Below are 18,079 nucleotides of genomic sequence, written 5' to 3' on the forward strand. Positions count from 1 at the left end.
GGATCAAGTCGGGCGGCAGATGAACCTCGGCCTGGCTCCGAGCGGGCCGACTCCCCCTTAGCGCCTGATCATCAATTGCGGGACGGGCCTTAGACGTTTTAGTGATGAATTCCAGGAGAACCTGCGCGGCCTCTTCCTGAGCAGGTGACAGCTGACCTTCTTCCTCGATTTCGTTCGCCACGCACAACGTGTACTGAAGGAATTCAGTTCCGAAAACCCTAAGCCTCTCATCCATCCCGATAGCGTATAGCGCCAGGCCCTGTGCGAGCGTGCATACGGCGAAGAGGGGACCGGTGGGTTTACACATGAGGATAGAGTGACAAGTGTCCCGGCTGGTTCGCAGTCCTGGCTACGGGGGTAAGGGTCTCAGGCGTGGTCTTGATTGCCGATTCTGAGTGTCCGTCTTGGTCCACCACTGTCCAGAAGCCCGTATGACCGAGGCGAAGCCCTAGACCTCACCGGACCAAGATCGAGCAACTCGTAGCAGTGCTTCCACGCTCGCCACAGCGGCGCCTCACCTGGAGGGCACAACGCCCTCGCGCAGGTCCAACGCCAGCAAACGCCGCTTCGCCTGGTCAGACGTCTTAGCTCCGTCTCAGTTTCCGTCTCGTTCGTAGCCGTACGAGGCCGTTCAGAGCCATTCGCTCAGCTCCGCAGCGATGCTGGCCGCACGGGATTGAACGCCTCTGAACGACCCCGGATCACGCCCTGATCGGCAGGGACAAACCTGCAAAGCGAGTTACGTGGGTTCGATTCCCGCCACGGCCTCTGGCTGCCTCAGTGGGCAGAACGACAGGGTGGCGCCCCCGAGGGGTGTCGCCCTGTCGGTCGTCGCGGTTCATTCCGCGCTCAGCACCCCGCCCGCCTCGTCCTGGAACGCCTCCGCCCAGTAGTGCCAGTCGGCGTCGGTCGTGGTGACCGTCGGGTCCACCGATGCCAGGATCTGGATCATCGTGGCGGCCAGTTGCGCGTACGGTCCCTGTGACAGGCCGTACTTCAGGTCCTCGTCGAGCGAGTGCTCGTGGTGGAGGAGCCAGAGGGTGAAGGCCAGGGTGGAGACGTCCGTGTTCAGGGGGTACAGCCGCGCCTCGGGTTCGCTCCAGTTCAGGATCGCGCCCGTGCGACCGTCTATGACCAGGCTGTTGTCCTCCAGCAGGTAGCCGAGACGTATCAAGTGGTCGGCGTCGGCGGGAAGTTCGGCGTCCGGGGTGTCCGCGTAGTGCTCGGTGAGGGTCGGCAGGGGGACGTCCGTGTCCAGCTGGAACAGCAGGGCGTCCTCGGGCAGGCCCGTGTCGCGGAGGAAGCGGCGGGTCGGTTCGTGGGTGAGGGTCGCGGGGAAGTCGACGTCCTCGAAGCGCCAGATCTCACCCTGGCCGAACTCCTGGTCGAGGAGGCGGGCGGGGAGGTCCAGGGTCAGGCCGGACGCCGCGCCCGGGGCCGCCGTCAGCGACAGGGGGCGCAGCAGGGCCGCGATGCGCCAGTACGGCGGCACCTCGCCGTCCGCTCCCACGCCCTCTTCGAAGACCGCCAGCAGTTGGCGGGTCGCCTCCGCCGCGACTTGCGGTCCGAAGCGGCCGGCGTAGGAGGCGAACCGGCCGCGCAGTTCCGCCAGTTCCTCCGCGGCCGTCGCGAAGCGCACCAGCTTCTCCAGGGACGGGGCGAGCGGGCGGCGCTCCATGAGCTCCGGGGTGTCGTACCAGAAGTCGGTCGTCGACACCTCGCCGGTCGCGCCGTCGAGCAGGACCGGTTCCGTCTCCTGGCCCTCGATGTCGAGCAGCCCGCCTATGACCAGCTGGTCCCGCAGGTCCAGGGGCAGTCGGCCCTCGGGGTCACCGGTCGCGTCCTCGACCGTCCGCAGGCCCTCGCGGACCAGCTCCTCGAAGCTCAACAGGCCGATGCCGGACGGCAGTCCGGGTCCCGTCAGCCAACGGCGCGTCGAGGCGTGCGTGACGAAGCGTTCCAGGTCGTCGTCGGTCAGTGTGATCACCGCGGTTGCGGTGCCGCTCGTGCTCATCGTTCCCCCGTGCGTGCGAACTCACTGTCCCCGAGCAGGGCAGGACGGACCCAGCCGTGCAGGTCTCGCCGTCGTTCCCCACTGCCCAGAACACTACTCGGCACCACTGACAACGCCCTCGGAATACGGCCCTGGGACAGGAGGGGTCTGAACAGGAGACGTCAGCGGACCCTCGCGCGTTCCCTCCCCGCCAGAATCTCCTCCACCGTCTCCCCCACCGACAGCGACGAGCTGTCCAGCCACAGACCGATCCGCGGGGTCTCCTCCCGCAGTACCCGGTCCAGCTCCGCGACCGTCCAGGCCGCCCCGTAGCCCGACTTGGCCCGCCCGGCCTCCCGCGCCGCCACCGTCTCGGGGCTCGGCGCCAGGACGACGACGTACAGGGGCCGCGTGCGGATCAGGCGTACGTACGCGGCCAGTTCCTCCCCCAGCACCACGTCCTGCACCACCGCCGTGAACCCGGCCTCCGCGTAGGTGTCCGCCGTCGCCGCCGACAGCCGGTACCGCAAACGGAGCTGATCCTCGCCCTCGCCGCCCGCGACACCGTCGTACTCCTCCCGCCCGGAGACGATCATCCGGCGGAAGGCGTCCCCGCGGACATGGGCGGCCCGCACCACCCGCTCGGCGAGCGCCTGGGCGACCGTCGACTTGCCGGACGCCATGACGCCCGTGACAAGGATCACGCCAGACATCGAGACCCCCGCGTCACGGCCACGCCCGCTCTCCGTCACGAGCGTCAGGTCAGGTAGACGCCGCCCAGGACCACCACGAGCGCCGCGAGGGCGAACACCAGGATCCACAGCAGCAGCTTTCCGACGCCGGGCGCCGGTTCGTACCGCTCGGGATCCTGGGAGCTCACTGCGCGGTCACCACCGCGGCCTGCGGCCGGATCGGGAGCCGGTTCACGGGGCGGCCGGTCGCGGCCCGTACGGCGGAGGCGACCGCCGCCGGGGACGTCACGACCGGCACCGCGCTGACCGCCTTCGCGCCGAAGGGCGCGACCACGTCCCGCTCCTCGACCAGCTTCACGATCCGGATGTCCGGGGCGTCGAGGGCGGTCGGCAGCGCGTAGCCGGTGAGGTCGGGGTGGCGGATCACACCGCGCGCGGTGCGCAGGTTCTCCGTGAGCGCTATGCCCACGCCCTGGGTGACGCCCGCCTCGATACGGGCCGCCAGCTGGGCCGGGTTCAGGACCCGGCCCACGTCCTGGGCGACGGCGAGTTCGACGACCCGGACCGAGCCGAGCTCGATGTCGACGTCCACCACCGCGCGGATCGCGCAGAAGGCCATGCCGACGAAGGCGTCGCCCTGGCCGGACTCGTCGAGCGGCTCGGTGGGGTGCGGGCGGCACTGCGCCGTCGCCCACAGTTCCTTGCCGTCCATCGCCTCGGTGACGGTGGTCGACAGGACACCGTCGTACGAGGTGATCTTGCCGTCGGTGATCTGGAGCAGTTCGGTGGACATGCCGAACTTGTGCGCCAGGGGCTGGAGGAGCTGGGTGCGGACCATCTTGGCCGCGCGTTCCACCGCGCCGCCCGAGACCCAGGTGTGGCGGCCCCGGCAGCCCGCGCCCGCGGGGGGCTGGTCGGTGTCCACGGGGGCGACGTGGACCTCGTCGATGCCGAGGGTCTCCTGGACGATCTGGCGGGCCAGCGTGGTGAAGCCCTGGCCGGTCTCCACCGCCGCGCACAGGACCGTCGCCACGCCGTCGTGGACCTTCACGGTGGCCGTGGAGACCTCGTCGGCGCCCTCCGCGCCGAGCATGTGGACCATGCCGAGGCCGTAGCCGACGCCACGGCGGATCGCGCCCGGCTCGCCCGCGCCCTCGGGGCCGCCGGGCAGCAGCCACTCGTCCTCGGGGGTGTCCTTGGGGAGCGCGGGGAGGGGGAAGTCCCGTACGGCCTGCAGCAGCTCCGCCACCGGTGCGGGGCACGTCACCGTCTGGCCCGTCGGGAGCACGTCCCCCGTCGCGAGCGCGTTGCGCAGGCGCAGTTCCGCCGGGTCCATGCCCAGCTTCTTCGCCAGCTTGTCCATCTGCGCCTCGTAGGCGGCGCAGACCTGCATGGCGCCCTCGCCGCGGACATGGCCGGAGGGCGGGTTGTTGGTGCGTACGGCCCAGCCCTCGATGAAGGCGTTCGGGACGACGTACGGGCCGCAGGCGAAGCCGACGGCGGCGGCGAGGGCCTCGGCGGAGGTGTCGGCGTAGGCGCCCGCGTCGAGGAGGATCTGGGCCTCGACCTTGACCAGCTTGCCCTCGGCGTCGGCGTGGTGGCGGTAGCGGAGGAGGGTGGGGTGGCGGTGGGCGTGGCCGAGGAAGGACTCCTCGCGCGTGGCCGTGAGTTTGACCGGGCAGCCCGTCTTCAGCGCCAGGAGGCCGAGCGGGAGCTGGATGCCCTGGTCCTCGCGGTCGGCCGTGGCGCCGGGGACGCCGGTGACGACGATCTTGACGCGCTCGGGTTCCAGGCCGTAGCAGGCGGCGGCGGTGTCCCGGTCGGTGTGCGGGTCGGTGGAGGCCAGGTAGAGCTCCACGCCGCCGTCGGGGCGGGGCACGGCGAGGCCGGCCTCGGCGCCGATGGGGGCGGGGTCCTGGCGGCCGATGCGGTACTGGCCCTCGACGACGATCTCGCCGGTCACGGACGGGTCGCCGTGGTGCAGCGGGATGTGCCGGATCAGGTTGCCGTCGGCGTGCAGGGGTTCGGCCTCGAAGGCCAGCTCGGGGTCGGTCACCGGGTCGAGCACCTCGTACTCGACGATGACGGCCGCCGCGGCCATCCGCGCGGTGTCGGGGTGGTCGGCGGCGACGGCCGCGAGGGGCTCGCCGTGGTGGCGGACCACCTCGGAGGCGAAGACCGGCCGATCGGCCTTGCCGCGGCCGTACACCGGGTTGCCGGGGACGTCCTCGTGCGTGATGACCGCGCGTACGCCGGGCATCTCGCGCGCGTGGGAGGTGTCGATGGACACGATGCGCGCGTGCGGGTGCGGGGAGCGCAGTACGGCGGCCCACAGCAGGCCCTCGGCCCACAGGTCGGCCGCGTACGGGAAGGTGCCCTCGGTCTTGGCACGGGCGTCGGCGGCCGGCAGGGAGGCGCCGATGCCGTGCGGGATCGGCTCGGGGGCGGGGGCTGCCTCCGCGGGGGTGGTCGCGGTGGCGGCTTCGTTGCTCACGCCTGGCCTCCGTCCGTTCCGTACGCCTGGTCATGCGGCGGCTCGAAGGCCGACGGGTTGACCCCGCCGGCTCCGGGGCCCGCCTGGTGCGGGATACGTGCCTCGTCGCCGTCCGACTCAGCCTCGGCCGCGGCGTGCGCCTCGCGTTCGGCGACGACTTCCTTGACGGCGTCGACGACGCCCCGGTAGCCGGAGCAACGGCACAGGTTTCCGCACAGGGCCTGGCGGGTCTCCAGCTCGGTCGGCGCCGGGTTGCCCTCCAAGAGGTCGTGCACGGTCATCGCCATGCCGGGCACGCAGAAACCGCACTGCACCGCCCCGCACTTGGCGAGCGCGCGCTGTACGTCGGAGGGCTGCCCGCCCTCGGCGAGGCCCTCTACGGTGCGGACCTCGCTGCCGGCGGCGGTGACCGCGGGGACCAGGCAGGAGGCGACGAGGCGGCCGTCGACCTGGACGTTGCAGGCCCCGCACTCGCCCTGCGAGCAGCCGTCCTTGGCGCCCGCGAGACCGAGGCGCTCGCGTAGCACGTAGAGCAGCGACTCGCCGATCCAGGCGTCGGCGACGGGGCGTTCGACGCCGTTGACGCGCAGGACGTAGGAGGCGAGGGGGTGTTCCTCACCGGGGAGTGCGGGGGCGGGCTCGTCCGGCGTGTCGGAGTCGGCGGCCGTCGCGTGCTCCTCGACGGCCTCCGGCCCGGACTCCGTGTCGGTCTCGGCCGGGGCGGACGGGGAGTGGTCGGCGCGCGGCTGGGCGGCCCCTTCAGCGGCTTCCACGGCTCCCTGGGCGCCCTCGGGGCCCTCGGCTGCCGCCGCTGCCTCATCGGCGTCCCGAGAGGGCTGTGAGGCGGCTGCGCCGGAGGTGTCCGTCGGGGGCTCGGCGGGGGCGTGGCCGTGCTGCGGGACCGAGCCGTGCGGCCCGGCCGGGTCGTGGGTCTCGGCGGAACCGTGGGAGTGCCCGGGGTCGTGCGCGGCGGGACCGGCCTCCACGCGCGCGTGGGTGTCCGGTGCGTCGGCGACCGGGTGGGCGCCGGTGTGGTCGGCGGACCGGTCGTGCGGGAGCGTGTCCGTGGACGGCACGTGCGCGTGGGCGTTCGCGGCCACCCCGGCGGCCTCGCCCTGACCGTCGCCGGCCGGACCGCCCTGGGGGTCGCCCGAGGGCATGTGCGCGTGACCGTCGCCGGGTGACACGTGCGCGTGGCCCTCGTCGGCCGGACCGCCGTGACCGTGGGCGTCACCGCCGGGCACGTGCGCGTGGAGGTCGCCGACCGTCCCGCCGTGCTCCTGCCCGGGAACGGTGGACTGCCCGGGAGCCTGCCCGGCCCCCGGCGTCTCGGTGCCCCACGGCTGTCCCGCCTGCGTCTGCGTGGCCCAGGGCGCGGGCGCGCCGCCGGGCAGCGTGGCCGGAGGCGTTCCACCCCACTGCTCGACGAGAGCCGACGTGGTGAACTCGCCCGATTCATCCGGAAGATCGCCGTTGGCGACGGGGATCGACCACTGTCCGGTCACGTCGTGCCCGGGCGCGGGAGCGACCTCCGCGGCCTCCACGTGCTCGGTGCGCTCGCTGTGCTCGGCGTGTTCCCCGAAGTTCCACTGCCCGGTCGCCCCGGGGTTGTACGTGAACCGGTCGCTCCCGGCGCCCTGGCCGCCCTGACCATCCTGTCCGCCCTGCCCGCCGTGCGGCAGCGCGTTCGGGTCGGGCCACTGGACGCCGTCGGCGGGCACCGCCCAGGTGCCGGTGGCCGCCGGGTCGGTGCCGGCGTCGCCGCCGGGGGCGACCGCTATCTGCGGCGGCACATACCCGTGACCGCGCGCGGCGAGCGGACTGTCCGAGGCCAGCAGGGCGTCGATGCCGCCCTCGGGGAGCTTCACGAAGGCGGTGGCACCGTCGTCGTAGTCGCCCTGGGGCAGCGGGTCCCAGCGGCCGCCGCTCGGCGGCGGGGTGCCCTCTCCGTGCCGGTCGTCGGTCACGACAGCGCCCTCCCCAGTGCTCGTCGGGCCAGCGCGGCGACGGTGCGCCGCAGGTGCAGTACGGCGGGCGGAAGCGGTTGCACGGAGCCGTCGGGCTCCGGGGCCGCGTCGGGGATGCAGGCCGCGGCGACGTACTCGCCGAAGGCGTGCAGCGCCTCCGGGACCAGGGTGCGGTTGTTGTCCCAGTCGATGAGCCGGCCGACCCACTGCTCGGCGTCCAGGGGCCTGAGCGGCATCGGCGCTATGGCTCCGACGGCGCACCTGACTCCGCGCCGCGCGGGGTCGAGGACGAGCGCGACGGAGGCCATCGCACGGCCGGGCCCGGTGCGGCCGGTGGCCTTGAGGAAGACCTGCGGGGCGTGCAGCAGCGGCACGCGCACGAAGCCGATGAGTTCGCCGGGGCGCAGCATCTCCATGCCGGCCAGCAGATGCGACACCGGGAGTTCACGGCGGGCCCCGCCCGGGCCCGCGATGATCAGCGTCGCCTCCAGGGCGGCCAGCACCGGGAGGGTGTCGCCGGTGGGGGACGCCGTGGCGATGTTGCCGCCCAGGGTGCCCGCGTTGCGGATCTGCGGCGGGCCCGCGGCGCGCGCCGCGGCGGCGAGCGCGGGGATGAGGGCGGCGAAGTCGGGGCGGCCCATGCGCGCGTGCGTGAGCCCGGCGCCGAGCAGGGCGTGCCCGTCCTGGTACTGCCAGCCGCGGATCTCGCTGATGCGGCCGAGGCCCACCAGTGCGGCGGGCCTGAGCTGGCCGGAGTTGACGGCGGCCATGAGGTCGGTGCCGCCCGCGACGGGCACGGCGGCGGGCATGGCGGCCAGTGCCGCCACGGCCTCGTCCAGCGTCGTGGGCAGCGTGACGGCCTGCGCCGCCTGCGGTGCGTGCGTGGTCAAACCGGCTGCCCCTTCCCGCTGCCCCACCTGGTCCCAGCTGGTCCCGCCTGTTGCTGCCGTACGGTACGTGCTGACAGGGCGGACGTGGCAACTCTGGCACATCTTCGCAGGGGCCGAAGACAGGGGTCCGCTAGGAGGCATTCGCCCACCTCATCAGGGAGATGGTCCGTTTTCATACGGCTTCACCGGTGCGCACGGATTGACACTCTTCGGTGATGCTTACGACGGTTTTCCACTACCTGTTCGGGGGGTCCGCTACCTGTTCGGGGGTGCCCCCTCGATGGGCCGGCCCAGCACACCGGGGCGTTTCTGCCACGGCAACGGGCCCGTGGGCGGCCGGTAGGAGACTCCCAGGGCGTCAAGTCGCTCGTAGTGCGCGGCCATGCGCCGCTCGAAGTCGGCGAAGTCCCGTTCGGCGGGCGCGGGCAGCCGGCTCCAGGCCACCTCGGCGAAGGCCGACAGCCGGGGAAACGCCTGGTAGTCCACGCGCGCGTGGTCCTCCATCACCTCGGTCCACAGGTTGGCCTGCGTACCGAGCACGTGCGCCGCTTCCGCCGGGGTCAGCTCCGGTGGAACGGGCTCGAAGCGATAGACGTCCTCCAGGGTGCGGACGTAGCCGATGGGGACCGGCTCGTCCGCGCCTTCGTGCTGCCGGTGGTCCAAGTACACCTGCTGTTCAGGACACATGACGACGTCGTGGCCCGCGCGTGCGGCCGTCATACCGCCCGCGTACCCGCGCCACGACGAGACAGCGGCTCCCGGCGCGAGTCCGCCCTCCAGGATCTCGTCCCAGCCGATGAGCTTGCGCCCGCGCGCGGACAGCCACTTGTCGAAGTGGCCGATGAACCACGACTGCAGTCCGTCCTCGTCACCGACGCCGAGTTCCTTGATACGGGCCTGTGCGGCCGGCGAGGCCCGCCACTGGTCCTTCAGGCATTCGTCGCCGCCGACGTGAATGAACTCACCCGGGAACAGTTCCAGGAGTTCCTCGAAGACGCCCTCGTAGAAGCGAAGGGTGTTGTCAGTGGGGGCGAGTACGTTCGGAGAGATACCCCAGGTGTCCCAGACGGAGAGGGCGGACGTGTCGATCACATCGGTGTTGCCGAGTTCCGGGTACGCGGCGATGGCGGCCTGCGAGTGGCCGGGTACGTCGATTTCGGGGACGACGGTGATATGCCGCTCGGCGGCGTACGCCACGATCTCCCGGATGTCGTCCTGGGTGTAGTAGCCACCGTGCGGCTTCTCCTCCCACAACGGTGAGGCCCGATGGCCGAATTTGGTACGCGCCCGCCATGAGCCGACCTCGGTCAGCCGGGGGTGCCTCTTGATCTCGATCCGCCAGCCCTGGTCGTCCGTCAAGTGGAAGTGGAAGACGTTGAGTTTGTGGGCGGCCATGAGGTCGAGGTAGCGCAGGACTCCGTCCTTCGGCATGAAGTGCCGGGCCACGTCGAGCATGAGGCCGCGCCAGCGGAATCGGGGGGCGTCCCGGATCTCCGTCAGGGGCAGCCGCCACGTACGGCCGGGAAAGGGTGCGCGCCGGAAGGCGTCGGGGCCGAGGAGCTGACGCAGGGTCTGGGCGCCCCAGAAGACACCGGCGGGCGAGCCGCCCTGGAGGTGGACGCCGTGGGGGGCGATGACGAGGCGGTAGGCCTCGGCATCGAGTCCGGGCCGGAGGGACAGATGCAGGACGTCGTGCTCGTCGCCCTTCTTGGGCGGCAGTGCGAGCCCGGTCGCCGCGCCGAGCATCGCGCGCAGCCGCCGCGCGGTGTCCTCGGTGCCCGGCCCGGCCCCGATCCCGAAGCCGTCGCCGAGTTCGAGGAAGCCCGTGGGCCGTTCCACCTGGTGGGGTACCGGAACGAGATCCATGGATGACCAGACCTTTCAGTCCTTGACCGCGCCGCCGAGCCCGGACACCAGGCGCCGCTGTACGAGTACGAAGAACACCAGTACCGGAATCGTCATCACCGTCGACGCCGCCATCACACCGCCCCAGTCCGGCTCGTCCGGCTTGTAGAACACCAGCAGGGCCATCGGCAGCGTCGACTGGGAGGTGTCGCTGATGATGAACGACTTGGCGAACAGGAAGTCGTTCCAGGCCGAGATGAAGGAAAACACGCTCGTGGCCACCAACCCCGGGAACACCAGCGGGAAAAGGATCTGCCACAGGAATCGCGACCGGCTCGCCCCGTCGATGTACGCGGCCTCCTCCAGCGCCTCCGGCACCGCTTTCACGAACCCCCGCAGCATCCAGATCGCGAAGGGCAGCGAGAAGGCGATGTGCGGCAGGATCAGCGACCCCAGGGAGTTCAGCAGACCGAGGTCGCGCATCTGGAAGAACAAGGGGATCGTCAAAGCCTCCACCGGCACCATCTGGGCCACCAGAAACATGATCATCAACGTGGTCCGGAAGCGGAACCGGAATCGTGTCACGGCGGTCGCCGCGAGAAACGCGATCAACGCGGAGACGACCACCACACTGCACGCCACGACAAGGCTGTTGACGAAATACCGACCAAAATCCTGCTGCCCGAACACGCGCCGGAAGGATTCCAGGGAAGGCGAAAGCGTCCATGGCCGCGGCTCGGTGGACTCGATCTCCCCGGCCGGTTTGAAGGCGCCGAGCACCATCCAATACAGCGGGAAGGCGACGACCACCGCCACCAGCAACGCGGACGCCTCCGCGGCCAGCCGCCACGGACGCCTCACAAAAGGCCGCACCCGAGGGCGTACAAGATTCACAGTTCCTCCCCCTGCCTGCGCAGCAGCCGCAGATAGACGAGGGTCACAGCGAGCAGGATCAGCAGCATCACGACCCCGATCGCCGAGCCGAGGCCGTACTGCGAGGACGCGAACGCCTGCTGGTAGGCGTAGACGTTCAGGACGAGGTTCTGGCCCGCGATGCCGCCGCCGTTCGTCATGACGTAGATCTGCGTGAAGACCTTGAAGTCCCAGATGACCGACTGGATGGTGACGACCACCAGGATCGGCCGCAGCATCGGCGCCAGCACCGACCGCCAGATCCGCCACTGCGAGGCCCCGTCGAGCGCGGCGGCCTCCAGGACCTCGCCGGGGACGGCCCGGATACCGGCGTACACGGTCACCATCACGAACGGGAAGGAGCACCACACCACTTCGAGCAGGACGAGGAAGAAGGCGCTGAGCCTCCCGTACGTCCACGAGTGGTCGCCGAGGCCGAGCACCCGGTTCACCGGCCCGAAGTCCGCGTCGAACAGGAACAGCCACACCGTCGACCCGGTGACGGCCGGGGTCGCCCACGCGCCGAGCGCCGCCAGCAGCAGCGCCAGCCGCGGCACGGCACGCACGCGTGTGAGCAGCACGGCGAGGGCACACCCGACGGCGAGGGTCGACACCACACAGGCCGCCGCGAAGACGACGGTGGCGAGCAGGACCTGCCAGAACTGGGAGTCGCCGAAGAGCTCGGCGTAGTTGCCGAAACCTTCGAAGGTGGTGGGTTCGCCGCCGCTGACCTGGGCTTGGGTGTACTGGAAGAAGGAGATCAGCCCGAGCTGGTAGATCGGGTAGACGAGCAGCCCGCCGAGGACCACGAGGGCAGGGGCGAGATACAACCACGGGGTCCGGGCGGGCTCGGTGCGAAGGTTCACCGGCTCAACCCATGGAGGCGAACGCGTCGTTCATCTTCTTCGCCGCGTCCTTCGAAGCCGCCGCCACGTCCTTCTTGCCGCTGATGACCTCCTGGAACATCGTCGGCAGGACGAGGGACGAGTCGATCTGCGACCACGCCGGCGACGCCGGTACGAACTTCGTCCCCGCCGCCAGCGTCTCCGCGAACGGCTTCACGTACGGCTCCTCCGCCGCCACCTGCTGCCGGACGTCCGTGAACGTCGGCAGGAAGCCCATCGCGTCGAACATCGAGGCCTGGGTCTGCTTCGACGCGAGCTGTTCCATCAGCTCGACGGCCAGCGTGCGATGGGACGTGCTCTTCAGTACGCCGATGTTGTTGCCGCCCGCGAAGGCGGGAGCGATCGACCCGGAGGAAACCCCCGGCAGCGGCACGACCGCGTACTTGCCCTTCGCCTTCCCCGCCTCGACCGCCGTGTGGCTGAAGTCGCCCCCGATGGCCATTCCCGCCTTGCCGGCCGCGAACGCGGTGACCGTGTCGTTGCCGCCGAAGCCCGCGCACTTGGCGGCGGGACAGTTGTCGTCGGAGAACAGGGAGGTGTAGGCCTTGATGCCCTTCCGGGCGGCGGGGCTGTCGATGGCGGAGGTGTACGAGCCGCCCTCGCCGGTGGCGAGTTCGCCGCCGCCCGCCCAGACGAAGGGCATCGCGCCGTACGTGTAGGCGCCGCCGACGACCAGGCCGTACAGCTCGGGCTTCGCGGCGCGGATCCTGCGGGCCGTGGAGGCCAGCTCGGCCATCGACTTCGGGACGTCGAGGCCGAGTTCCTCGAACACGTCGGTCCGGTAGTACAGGGCGCGTACGCCGACGTAGAAGGGCGCCCCGTACACCTTGCCGTCCACCGTCACCGACTGTTTCGCCGTCGGGTCGGTGTCCTTCGCCTCGTTCCAGGCGCCGAACTCCTTCGTGACGTCGAGGAGTCCGCCGTCCTTGACGTAGCCGGCGGTGTCGGTGTTGCCGTACTCCATGACGTCGGGGGCGGAGCCGGGGTCGTTGAAGGCGGCCTTCACACGCTGGGCGCGGGTGTCGATCGGGATGTACTCGACGTCGACCTCCGTGTCCTCGTGGGCCTTCTCGAAGGCGGCCACGACGGAGTCGACGACCTTCTCCTTGGGCTTGTTGCCGACCTCCTGGAAGAGCCAGACGCGCAGGGTGCCGGTCTTCTCGTCCTTGTCGGAGGAGGAGTTGGTGGAGGTCTGGGGGGCGCAGGCGGTGACGACGAGGGCCGTGAGCAGGACGGCCAGGCGGGAGGAGTGGGGGGAGCGCTTCATGGAGTGGGCCTCCGAGCATGCGTTGCAACATATGCAATGACAGTTTCGCTCTGCACAACGGAGGCTAGGGACTACATGAACATGCCCACAAGAGGTCTCAACCACTTCGTGACATGCGAGGGCATGCGAAAGGCCCCCTGGGCGCGCCGGAACGCACCCAGGGGGCCTCGCGAAGCCTCAGTCAGGCGGAGGACCTGACGGCGGACCTACTTGTCGCCGCCGCCCTTGCCGTCGCCGTCCCCGCCGGCGCCCATGGACTCGTAGATCTCCTTGCACATGGGACACACGGGGTACTTCTTCGGGTCGCGGCCCGGCACCCACACCTTGCCGCAGAGCGCCACGACGGGGGTGCCGTCGAGGGCGCTCGCCATGATCTTGTCCTTCTGGACGTAGTGGGCGAAGCGCTCGTGGTCGCCGTCGCCGTGGGACACCTGTGGCGTCGGCTCTACGAGGGTCCCCGTACCAGTCCCGCGCTCGGGCTCAAGAGTGCTCATAAAAAACAGGGTACTGAAGGTCACACCCATCAGTTGAGCGAAGGGTCGTCCGGATACGTGGCCACCATCGCGAGCTCGTTGCGCTGACGGCGCAGGACCTCGCGCCAGAGTCTTTCCGGGGACGGGGAGGAGACGTCGCCGGGCTCGGACTCGACGACGTACCAGGCGCCCTCGACCAGCTCGTCCTCCAGCTGACCGGGGCCCCAGCCCGCGTAGCCGGCGAAGATTCTCAGCGAGCCCAGCGCCTTGGCCAGCAGCTCCGGCGGGGCCTCCAGGTCGACCAGGCCGATCGCGCCGTGCACCCGGCGCCAGCCCAGCGGCGCGCTCTCGCCGGACGCGCCGCCCGGGATGACGGCGACGCCGAGCGCGGAGTCGAGGGAGACCGGGCCGCCCTGGAAGACGACACCGGGTTCGCCGGCCAGGTCCGCCCAGCCCTCCAGGATGTCGCCGACGTCCACCGGGGTCGGCCGGTTGAGGACCACACCGAGGGAGCCCTCCTCGTCGTGGTCGAGAAGGAGCACCACCGCACGGTCGAAGTTCGGGTCCGCCAGGGCGGGCGTTGCCACGAGCAACCGCCCTGTGAGCGAGGACACCTCGGTCATGCCAGACATGATCCCGCATCTTCCCCGCGCGGGGGGAGGCAATGCGCGGTTGGGAGTGAATGCAGCTCAGAGCACAACCATGCGCCCCCACCGCACCACCGCCCCCGTGACCCCATGTGCCCGCCTGCGAACGGCCCGTGTTGTGACACAGCTATGACGTACCTGGGCGGCACTTGGGCTTACGAAAGGGGGGTGGACGGCGATTACCCTTTCCCTTCTGGCCCCTGCCCCACTCATCGGAACGCGAGATACATGACCGTCAACGGCAATGACGACGTACTGCTTGTCCACGGCGGAACCCCGCTGGAGGGCGAGATCCGTGTCCGCGGTGCGAAGAACCTCGTACCGAAGGCCATGGTCGCCGCCCTGCTGGGCAGCGGGCCGAGTCGACTGCGCAACGTTCCGGACATCCGTGACGTGCGTGTCGTACGCGGCCTGCTGCAGCTGCACGGGGTGACGGTCCGTCCGGGTGAGGAGCCGGGCGAGCTGGTGATGGACCCGACGCACGTGGAAAGCGCGAACGTCGCTGACATCGATGCCCACGCGGGTTCCAGCCGTATCCCGATCCTGCTCTGCGGCCCGCTGCTGCACCGCCTCGGCCACGCCTTCATCCCCGGCCTCGGCGGCTGCGACATCGGCGGCCGGCCCATCGACTTCCACTTCGAGGTGCTGCGGCAGTTCGGCGCGACCATCGAGAAGCGCGCGGACGGGCAGTTCCTGGAGGCGCCGCGGCGACTGCGCGGCACGAAGATCCGGCTGCCCTACCCGTCGGTCGGCGCGACCGAGCAGGTGCTGCTGACGGCGGTCCTGGCGGAGGGCGTCACCGAACTCTCCAACGCCGCGGTCGAACCCGAGATCGAGGACCTCATCTGCGTCCTGCAGAAGATGGGCGCCATCATCGCGATCGACACCGACCGCACGATCCGTGTCACCGGCGTCGACTCGCTCGGCGGCTACAACCACAAGGCCCTTCCGGACCGCCTGGAAGCCGCCTCGTGGGCGTCCGCCGCGCTCGCGACCGAGGGCAACATCTACGTCCGCGGCGCCCAGCAGCGCTCGATGATGACGTTCCTGAACACCTACCGGAAGGTGGGCGGTGCCTTCGAGATCGACGACGAGGGCATCCGCTTCTGGCACCCCGGCGGCCAGTTGAAGTCCATCGCACTCGAAACGGACGTCCACCCGGGCTTCCAGACGGACTGGCAGCAGCCGCTGGTGGTCGCCCTGACCCAGGCCACCGGCCTGTCGATCGTCCACGAGACGGTCTACGAGTCCCGCCTCGGCTTCACCTCCGCGCTCAACCAGATGGGTGCTCACATCCAGCTGTACCGCGAGTGCCTGGGCGGCTCCGACTGCCGCTTCGGCCAGCGCAACTTCCTCCACAGCGCGGTCGTCTCAGGACCCACGAAGCTCCAGGGCGCCGACCTGGTCATCCCCGACCTCCGCGGCGGCTTCTCCTACCTGATCGCCGCCCTCGCGGCCCAGGGCACCTCCCGGGTCCACGGCATCGACCTCATCAACCGCGGCTACGAGAACTTCATGGAGAAGCTCGTGGAGCTTGGGGCGAAGGTGGAACTTCCGGGCAAAGCGCTCGGCTGACCGCCACTTCCTGGCTCCGGCCCAGGGCCGCGCCGCTCCCGGCTGGGGGTCCGGGGGTCATCCCCCGGATAGACACAGCATGGAGAAGCTCGTGGAGCTGGGCGCGAAGGTGGAGCTGCCCGGCAAGGCTCTCGGACAGCGACGGCAGACAACAGCAGCGGACGGCGAGAGCGGTCGTACGTACGACGATGGGGCGGCCCCCGGTGAAGGGGGCCGCCCCATTGGCGTTACTCGCGCCTCGTACGTCGTCCCGGACGTACCGTCAGGCTTACTTGCCCTTGGCGGCTTCCTTGAGCTTGGAGCCCGCGGAGACCTTGACGCTGTAACCCGCGGGGATCTGGATCGGGTCGCCGGTCTGCGGGTTGCGCGCGGTGCGAGCGGCACGGTGGGTGCGCTCGAAGGTCAGGAAGCCGGGGATGGTGACCTTCTCGTCGCCCTTGGCGACGATCTCGCCGACGGTCTCGGCGAACGCGGCCAGCACGGCGTCGGCGTCCTTGCGGGTCACCTCGGCGCGGTCGGCCAGGGCGGCCACCAGCTCACTGCGGTTCATGTTGTTACTCCCGTGTTCTTCTTGCCGTTGGGGTGTGCCACGCGGCGGCGCCGCGCGAGGCACAGCGAAGCCGATGCGCTCGCGCCCAGGGACGCATCCTGCCCCTACCTGCTGCGGGAAAGCCAATCCGGCACCCGCTGGAGTCGTGAGAACACCCTTCGGTGTCACACGAAGAGAGGCCCCGAGCCTGGCCGACACGATAAACGTCGGCCAGGAGGCCCGGGTTCCACGACTCGCCGATGCAAGGCCTTGCCGTGGTGATCCTCACAGCCCGGTCACATCGTCCCTAGGACGCGGCGGCAGCCTTCGCCGCCTCGCGGACCGCACCCGCGACCGCGCCCGCGACCTTGTCGTTGAAGACGCTCGGGATGATGTAGTTCGGGTTCAGCTCGTCCTCGGTCACCACGTCCGACAGGGCGGTCGCGGCGGCCAGCATCATGTCGGTGTTGACCGTGCGGGACTGCGCGTCCAGCAGACCGCGGAAGACGCCCGGGAAGACCAGCACGTTGTTGATCTGGTTCGGGAAGTCGGAGCGGCCGGTGGCCACCACCGCCGCCGTCTGACGGGCGATCGCCGGGTCGACCTCGGGGTCGGGGTTCGCGAGCGCGAACACGATCGCGTCCTCGGCCATGGCGGCCACATCGCTGCCGTCCAGGACGTTCGGGGCGGAGACGCCGATGAAGACGTCTGCTCCGCGAACGGCCTCCTTGAGGGTGCCGGTCAGGCCCTCGGGGTTGGTGTTGTCGGCGATCCAGCGCAGCGGCGAGTCCGCGGCGGCGTCCACCAGGTCCTCGCGGCCCGCGTGCACGACACCGTGGATGTCGGCGACGACGGCGTTCTTGACGCCCGCCGCGATCAGCAGCTTGAGGATGGCCGTACCGGCCGCGCCGGCGCCGGACATGACGACGCGGATGTTCTCGATCGCCTTGCCGGTGACGCGCAGCGCGTTCTTCAGCGCGGCGAGGACGACGATCGCGGTGCCGTGCTGGTCGTCGTGGAAGACGGGGATGTCGAGGGCCTCGCGCAGACGGGCCTCGATCTCGAAGCAGCGGGGCGCGGAGATGTCCTCCAGGTTGATGCCGGCGAAGCCGGGGGCGATCGCCTTGACGATCGCGACGATCTCGTCGGTGTCCTGGGTGTCCAGGCAGATCGGCCAGGCGTCGATGTCGGCGAAGCGCTTGAAGAGGGCCGCCTTGCCCTCCATGACCGGCATGGCGGCCATCGGGCCGATGTTGCCGAGGCCGAGCACGGCGGAGCCGTCCGTCACGACCGCAACGGTGTTGCGCTTGATGGTGAGGCGGCGGGCGTCCTCGGGGTTCTCGGCGATCGCCATGCAGACGCGGGCCACACCCGGCGTGTAGACCATGGACAGGTCGTCACGGTTGCGGATGGGGTGCTTGGACTGCATCTCGATCTTGCCGCCGAGGTGCATGAGGAACGTACGGTCGGAGACCTTGCCGAGGGTGACGCCCTCGATGCCGCGGAGCTCCTCGACGATCTCGTCGGCGTGCGCGGTCGACGTGGCCGCGATGGTGACGTCGATACGGAGCTTCTCGTGACCGGAGGCGGTGACGTCGAGGCCGGTCACCGAGCCTCCGGAGGACTCCACGGCCGTGGTGAGCTGGGAGACCGCGGTTCCGCTCGCGGGCACCTCCAGCCGGACCGTCATCGAGTAGGAGACGCTGGGCGCCGTTGCCATGGCCGACTTCCTCTGCTTTCACCGGTACTTCTGTATGCCGTCCGATCGTCGCACCTACTGCCGAGTAGGCGTTAGCCGCGCTGGATTGCGAACGTTTTGTTCACGACGAAAGAGGCCCACGTCACTTGTCCGGTGACGTGGGCCTCTCACGAAACGATCAATGACACCGA

At 70.4% G+C, this 18,079-nt stretch carries 16 protein-coding genes; 1 reads left to right on the top strand and 15 read right to left on the bottom strand.

Features of this window, described 5'->3' with window-relative positions; translation table 11 throughout:
- The 13 genes from PH203_RS43525 to PH203_RS43585 form a co-directional block, all read right to left on the bottom strand.
- Positions 1-235: hypothetical protein (locus tag PH203_RS43525; protein WP_289927776.1), on the bottom strand; the 235-nt coding region annotated here is incomplete at its 3' end.
- 603 nt (positions 236-838) lie between these two features.
- On the bottom strand, positions 839-2,014 hold the full coding sequence (locus tag PH203_RS43530; RefSeq protein ID WP_289927777.1) for an SUKH-4 family immunity protein: 1,176 nt from the start codon (positions 2,012-2,014) through the stop codon (positions 839-841).
- A 161-nt stretch (positions 2,015-2,175) separates the two neighbouring features.
- Complete coding sequence (locus PH203_RS43535) at positions 2,176-2,706, bottom strand: AAA family ATPase (RefSeq protein ID WP_289927779.1); 531 nt, start codon at positions 2,704-2,706, stop codon at positions 2,176-2,178.
- Positions 2,707-2,750: 44 nt separating this feature from the next.
- Entirely contained in the window at positions 2,751-2,873 is a 123-nt protein-coding gene (locus tag PH203_RS43540; protein ID WP_289927780.1) for a hypothetical protein, read from the bottom strand.
- Positions 2,870-5,179 (bottom strand): molybdopterin cofactor-binding domain-containing protein, encoded by a 2,310-nt coding sequence (locus tag PH203_RS43545; RefSeq protein ID WP_289927781.1) that lies wholly within the window; start codon positions 5,177-5,179, stop codon positions 2,870-2,872. The genes PH203_RS43540 and PH203_RS43545 overlap by 4 nt, the downstream gene beginning before the upstream one ends.
- Complete coding sequence (locus PH203_RS43550; RefSeq protein ID WP_289927782.1) at positions 5,176-7,146, bottom strand: 2Fe-2S iron-sulfur cluster-binding protein; 1,971 nt, start codon at positions 7,144-7,146, stop codon at positions 5,176-5,178. Before PH203_RS43550 ends, PH203_RS43545 begins: the two co-directional genes overlap by 4 nt.
- The gene (locus PH203_RS43555) at positions 7,143-8,036 is read right to left on the bottom strand and encodes an FAD binding domain-containing protein (RefSeq protein ID WP_289927783.1); all 894 of its coding nucleotides are present in this window, start codon (positions 8,034-8,036) and stop codon (positions 7,143-7,145) included. The genes PH203_RS43550 and PH203_RS43555 overlap by 4 nt, the downstream gene beginning before the upstream one ends.
- A gap of 255 nt (positions 8,037-8,291) precedes the next feature.
- Positions 8,292-9,902, bottom strand: coding sequence for a beta-N-acetylhexosaminidase (locus PH203_RS43560; RefSeq protein ID WP_289927784.1), 1,611 nt, complete (start codon positions 9,900-9,902; stop codon positions 8,292-8,294).
- Positions 9,903-9,917: 15 nt separating this feature from the next.
- On the bottom strand, positions 9,918-10,775 hold the full coding sequence (locus PH203_RS43565) for a carbohydrate ABC transporter permease (protein WP_289927785.1): 858 nt from the start codon (positions 10,773-10,775) through the stop codon (positions 9,918-9,920).
- Entirely contained in the window at positions 10,772-11,659 is an 888-nt protein-coding gene (locus PH203_RS43570) for a sugar ABC transporter permease (RefSeq protein ID WP_289927787.1), read from the bottom strand. Before PH203_RS43570 ends, PH203_RS43565 begins: the two co-directional genes overlap by 4 nt.
- A gap of 4 nt (positions 11,660-11,663) precedes the next feature.
- The gene (locus tag PH203_RS43575; protein WP_289927789.1) at positions 11,664-12,965 is read right to left on the bottom strand and encodes an extracellular solute-binding protein; all 1,302 of its coding nucleotides are present in this window, start codon (positions 12,963-12,965) and stop codon (positions 11,664-11,666) included.
- Positions 12,966-13,171: 206 nt separating this feature from the next.
- Positions 13,172-13,459 carry a DUF3039 domain-containing protein gene (locus tag PH203_RS43580; protein WP_079309856.1) on the bottom strand — a complete coding sequence of 96 codons (288 nt, stop codon included), beginning with the start codon at positions 13,457-13,459 and terminating at the stop codon, positions 13,172-13,174.
- A gap of 29 nt (positions 13,460-13,488) precedes the next feature.
- Positions 13,489-14,061: a YqgE/AlgH family protein gene (locus tag PH203_RS43585; RefSeq protein WP_289927794.1), complete on the bottom strand. Its 573-nt coding sequence runs from the start codon at positions 14,059-14,061 to the stop codon at positions 13,489-13,491.
- 252 nt (positions 14,062-14,313) lie between these two features.
- Here PH203_RS43585 and murA point away from each other — a divergent pair, with 252 nt between their 5' ends.
- On the top strand, positions 14,314-15,660 hold the full coding sequence (gene murA / locus PH203_RS43590) for a UDP-N-acetylglucosamine 1-carboxyvinyltransferase (RefSeq protein WP_289927797.1): 1,347 nt from the start codon (positions 14,314-14,316) through the stop codon (positions 15,658-15,660).
- Positions 15,661-15,928: 268 nt separating this feature from the next.
- Here murA and PH203_RS43595 read toward each other — a convergent pair whose 3' ends face one another.
- Both PH203_RS43595 and PH203_RS43600 read right to left on the bottom strand, forming a co-directional pair.
- Complete coding sequence (locus PH203_RS43595) at positions 15,929-16,210, bottom strand: HU family DNA-binding protein (protein WP_007382399.1); 282 nt, start codon at positions 16,208-16,210, stop codon at positions 15,929-15,931.
- A 286-nt stretch (positions 16,211-16,496) separates the two neighbouring features.
- On the bottom strand, positions 16,497-17,909 hold the full coding sequence (locus PH203_RS43600; protein WP_289927841.1) for an NAD-dependent malic enzyme: 1,413 nt from the start codon (positions 17,907-17,909) through the stop codon (positions 16,497-16,499).
- Positions 17,910-18,079: the final 170 nt, after the last annotated feature.

This window comes from Streptomyces sp. S.PB5 (genome assembly GCF_030403745.1).
GTDB lineage: Bacteria > Actinomycetota > Actinomycetes > Streptomycetales > Streptomycetaceae > Streptomyces.